The sequence below is a fragment of the Nonomuraea lactucae genome (assembly GCF_003313395.1).
Taxonomy (GTDB): Bacteria; Actinomycetota; Actinomycetes; order Streptosporangiales; family Streptosporangiaceae; genus Nonomuraea; species Nonomuraea lactucae.
Genome location: NZ_QNFZ01000751.1, coordinates 1 through 4,201, shown reverse-complemented (window position 1 = coordinate 4,201; position 4,201 = coordinate 1). Strand labels below are relative to the sequence as shown.

5 protein-coding genes are annotated in these 4,201 nt (G+C 74.2%); 2 read left to right on the top strand and 3 right to left on the bottom strand.

Annotated features, from left to right (window positions below; genetic code table 11):
- The coding region (locus tag DQW85_RS26690) for a hypothetical protein (protein ID WP_205315429.1) at nt 1–521 on the bottom strand (521 nt) is incomplete at its 3' end.
- Nucleotides 518–1,246, bottom strand: a complete 729-nt coding sequence (locus DQW85_RS26685) for a cytidylyltransferase domain-containing protein (protein WP_113702681.1) — start codon at nt 1,244–1,246, stop codon at nt 518–520. The genes DQW85_RS26685 and DQW85_RS26690, both read right to left, overlap by 4 nt.
- A 105-nt stretch (nt 1,247–1,351) precedes the next feature.
- On the opposite strand from DQW85_RS26685, the gene pseB reads away from it, so the two are divergent.
- On the top strand, nt 1,352–2,335 hold the full coding sequence (gene pseB, locus DQW85_RS26680; RefSeq protein ID WP_113702680.1) for a UDP-N-acetylglucosamine 4,6-dehydratase (inverting): 984 nt from the start codon (nt 1,352–1,354) through the stop codon (nt 2,333–2,335).
- Nucleotides 2,335–3,459, top strand: a complete 1,125-nt coding sequence (locus DQW85_RS26675; RefSeq protein WP_113702679.1) for a DegT/DnrJ/EryC1/StrS family aminotransferase — start codon at nt 2,335–2,337, stop codon at nt 3,457–3,459. The genes pseB and DQW85_RS26675 overlap by 1 nt, the downstream gene beginning before the upstream one ends.
- A gap of 115 nt (nt 3,460–3,574) precedes the next feature.
- On the opposite strand, the gene DQW85_RS26670 is transcribed toward DQW85_RS26675, so the two are convergent.
- The coding region (locus tag DQW85_RS26670; RefSeq protein WP_420819188.1) for a hypothetical protein at nt 3,575–4,201 on the bottom strand (627 nt) is incomplete at its 5' end.

Here is a 4,201-nt window from a genome sequence, read left to right as displayed (position 1 = left end):
GTGCCGCCGAAGAAGCAGAGCACCCGCGGCACGGGCCGCCGCCCGCCGGCCGTGCGGTGGAGGCGGCGGACGCTGTCGCGCAGGAGCACGTAGCTCGCGCCCGCCAGCCGCCGCGCGAGCAGTGGGAAGGGCCGCAGCTCCGCGCCGAGGTTCTGGTCGAGATAGAGGTCGGCCTCCTGCCCGAGCGGGTCGCCGTCGACGATGGCGAGCACCGCCGCGCCGGCCGTCCGGACCGCCGCGCCCGTGCCGGGAGGCAGCTCGTACGAGTCGAGCACGACCGCGTCGAGCCGGAGGTCGCGCACCAGGCCCGCCAGCCGCTCGGGCCGCTCGGGGGCCGGCACCAGCGGCAGGCTCCGCTCCAGCAGCTGGGCCCGGGCCCACGCCGAGCCTGCCAGGTCGCCCATGAAGCACACCTCGACCCCGCGACCGGTCAGCTCCTCGGCCAGCGCGACGCAGCGCACCAGGTGGCCGACCCCGCACGCGCCCCCCGCGTCGCAGCGCACGCCGACCCGGCCCGTCATGCCTCCTGCAGCGCTTTCTGCTCCACGTGCGCGTTGAGCTGGCAGACCTCCGGCCGGGCGCGCAGCCAGCCGACCAGCGTCGCGTAGGGCACGCACCGGTCGCCGAACTCGCCGGCGACCCGGGAGATGAGCCGCCAGTCGTCCGGCGTGTCGAGCGTGACCCGCAGGTCGGACGCCGCCGGGGTGTAGGCCAGGCCGAGCAGCCGTGACGTGCCCGGGTGCGAGTAGACGTAGGAGGTGACATGGGTGCGGTGGTGCGCGGCGGCCAGCCGGTCGGCCCGCTGGAGCGCCGGCAGGCTCACGATCTCGACGTCGAGGCCGCGCGGCAGCGTGCGGGCCAGGCTCGTGCTGACGTAGTCGAGGCCGGGGACCCCCCGGTGGACCAGCGCCGCCTCGCGGATCACCGCGGGATCCAGCAGCGGGCAGTCGGCCGTGAACCGCATCACCGCGTCGCCCGGATGCCCCTCCAGCGCCTCCATGAACCTGGTGAGCACGTCGTCGACCGGCCCCCGGTGCCACGGCACCCCCAGCCTCCGGCACTCCGCCACGACGGCGTCGTCGTCCGCCTCGGTCGTGGTGGCCACCACCAGGTCGTCGACCGCCTCCGCCTGCCGTACGGCCCGCACCACCCAGCCCAGCACGGACCGGCCGCGAAGATCGCGCAGGACCTTGCCCGGCAGGCGGGTGGACCCCATCCGCGCCTGAACAATTCCGACAATACGCACCGAAGCCCCATTCCCCCGTGTGACAGTGCGTCGCTGACCGGTCGCGCTATGCTACCGGCCAGCTCGGACGACTACAGCGCGTCAGCGCGATTTCAGGGGGCCCGCGTGAGCATTCTCAGTGGATCGTCGATTCTGATCACCGGAGGCACGGGGTCCTTCGGCAAGGCGTTCATCCGCCACGCCCTCGGCAGCCTCGACGTGCGGCGCCTGGTGGTGTTCTCGCGCGACGAGCTCAAGCAGTACGAGGTGCGCCAGGAGTTCGGCGACGACCGGCGGCTGCGCTGGTTCATCGGCGACGTGCGCGACAGGGACCGGCTGGCCAGGGCCATGCACGGGGTCGAGCACGTGGTGCACGCCGCGGCGCTCAAGCAGGTCGACACAGCCGAGTACAACCCGTTCGAGTACGTCCGCACCAACGTCGGCGGCTCGCAGAACGTCGTCGAGGCCGCCATCGACAGCGGCGTGCGCAAGGTCGTCGCGCTCTCCACCGACAAGGCCTCCAGCCCGATCAACCTCTACGGCGCGACGAAGCTGGTCGCCGACAAGCTGTTCGTGTCGGCCAACCACTACGCCGCCAGCCACGTCACCCGCTTCGCCGTGGTGCGCTACGGCAACGTCGTGGGCAGCCGGGGCTCGGTGGTGCCGTTCTTCCAGCGGCTGGCCGGGGAGGGCGGCGACCTGCCGATCACCGACAAGCGGATGACCCGGTTCTGGATCACCCTCGACCAGGCGGTCCGGTTCGTCGTCGAGTCGTTCGACCTCATGCGGGGCGGCGAGCTCTACGTGCCGCGCATCCCCAGCATGCGGATCACCGACCTGGCCGAGGCGCTCGCGCCCGGCAGCCCGGTCCACGAGATCGGCATCAGGCCGGGCGAGAAGCTGCACGAGGAGATGATCGCCCCCGACGACGGACGCCGGACGTTGCTGCTCGCCGAGCGCTACATCGTCCTGCCCACGATCGCGACCTGGGGTTACGTGCCTCCGCAGGGCGGCAAGATGCTGCCCGAGGGGTTCGCCTACCGCTCCGACACCAACGACCGGTGGCTGTCGGTCGACGAACTGCGCGCGATGGTGGCGGTCGGCGTCTGATGCTCCCCTACGGACGGCAGTCGATCACCGAGGAGGACGTCGAGGCCGTCGCCGAGGTGCTGCGCGGCGACTGGCTGACCACGGGGCCCGCGGTCGGCCGGTTCGAGGCCGAGCTGGCCCGCTGGACAGGGGGCGTGCCCTGCCTGGCGGTCACCTCGGGCACCGCGGCCCTGCACGTCGCCTACGTGGCCGCCGGGATCGGGCCGGGGGACGAGGTGATCACCTCGCCGCTGACGTTCGTGGCGACGGCCGCCACGGCCGCCCTGCGCGGGGCGCGCGTGGTCTTCGCCGACGTCCAGCCCGACACGGGCAACCTCGACCCCGGCGCGGCGGCGGCGGCCGTCTCCGACCGCACCCGGGCCGTCACCGCCGTCGACTACGCCGGGCATCCCGCCGACTACGACGAGCTGCGCGAGGTCGCCTCGCGGGCCGGCGCGGCGCTCATCGCCGACGCGGCCCACTCCATCGGCTCGGCCTACAAGGGCCTGCCGGTGGGGCGGCCGGCCGACCTGACGACGTTCTCGTTCTTCCCGACCAAGACGGTGACCACCGCCGAGGGCGGCGCGGTCGCGGTCGCCGACGGCGAGCGGTTCAGGCTCGCGGCCCGCTTCCGCAACCACGGCCTCGTGCGCGACCCCGCCGAGCAGCGCGACCCCGGCCACGGCGGGTGGCACCAGGAGGTCCACCACTTCGGGCTCAACTACCGGCTGCCCGACGTGCTGTGCGCGCTCGGCGCCAGCCAGCTCCGCCGCCTCGCCGCGTTCCGCGCCAGGCGGGCCGAGCTGGTCGCCCGCTACGGCACCCTGCTCGCCGGCGTGCCAGGGCTGACCCTGCCCGCCCAGCGGCCGTACGTCGAGCCGAGCTGGCACCTGTACCCGGTGAGGGTGCGCGACGGGCGCAGGCGCGAGGTGTACGAGCGGATGCGGGGCGCGGGGATCGGGGTGCAGGTCAACTACATCCCCGCCTACTGGCACCCGGTCTTCGAGGACCTGGGCTACCGGCGCGGGCTCTGCCCCGAGGCCGAGGCGTACTACACGGAGCAACTGTCGCTGCCGCTCTTCCCCGACCTCACGGACACCCAGCAGGACCATGTGGTGGAGTGCCTGACGGCCATCCTCGCCTGAGTCGTCCTGGTGGCGTCGGTGTCCGGGGGGCGTCGGTGTCCGGGGGGCGTCGGTGTCCGGGTGGCGTCGGCGTCCGGCCCTCCCCGGCGGCGTCAGCGCTCGGCCCGCGGCGGCGTCAGCGCTCGGCCAGCAGGAGGCCGCCGTCGTCGCTCCGGTCGATCAGGAAGCGCCGGCCCGCGACGGTGACCACCGGCCGTCCCAGGGCGCGCACCAGAGGGTGGATCGCCCGGCCCTGGTCGATGACGACCTCCCACCGCGATTCGCGGCCGACGGGCTCGTCGATGTCCACGAGGGGCAGCCGGGCCAGGAAGCCGTGAACGGCCGGGCCACGGGGCTCCGCCGAGGTCCGGGGCGGTGTCAGGTCCAGCGGGAAGTACATCTCCTCGCCGTCGTTCCTGCGTACCAGCCTGAGCACCGGCTCTCCGTCGCCGGGGTCGGCCAGCTCGCCGGAGACCAGCAGGGCGTCGCCGTCCATCCGGCACTCGGCGATGAACGCCTCCGCGCGCCTCAGCCGCAGCCCCCACGCGCCCTTGCCGCCGCGTACCGGCACCACCCACGTGCCCGCCCAGCGCAGCGGCTCCGGGACGGCCGTCAGTTCCGTCCCGCCTGCCGGTCCCGGCAGCGGGGCGGGAGCCGGCTCCGTGCCCATCACCCGTCGCGGCGCGGGCACGAACGGCGACTCGTGGCCCCCGACCTGCGCCTGACCGTGCATCGGCGGCATCGCCCGGGCCGGGGCAGGCTG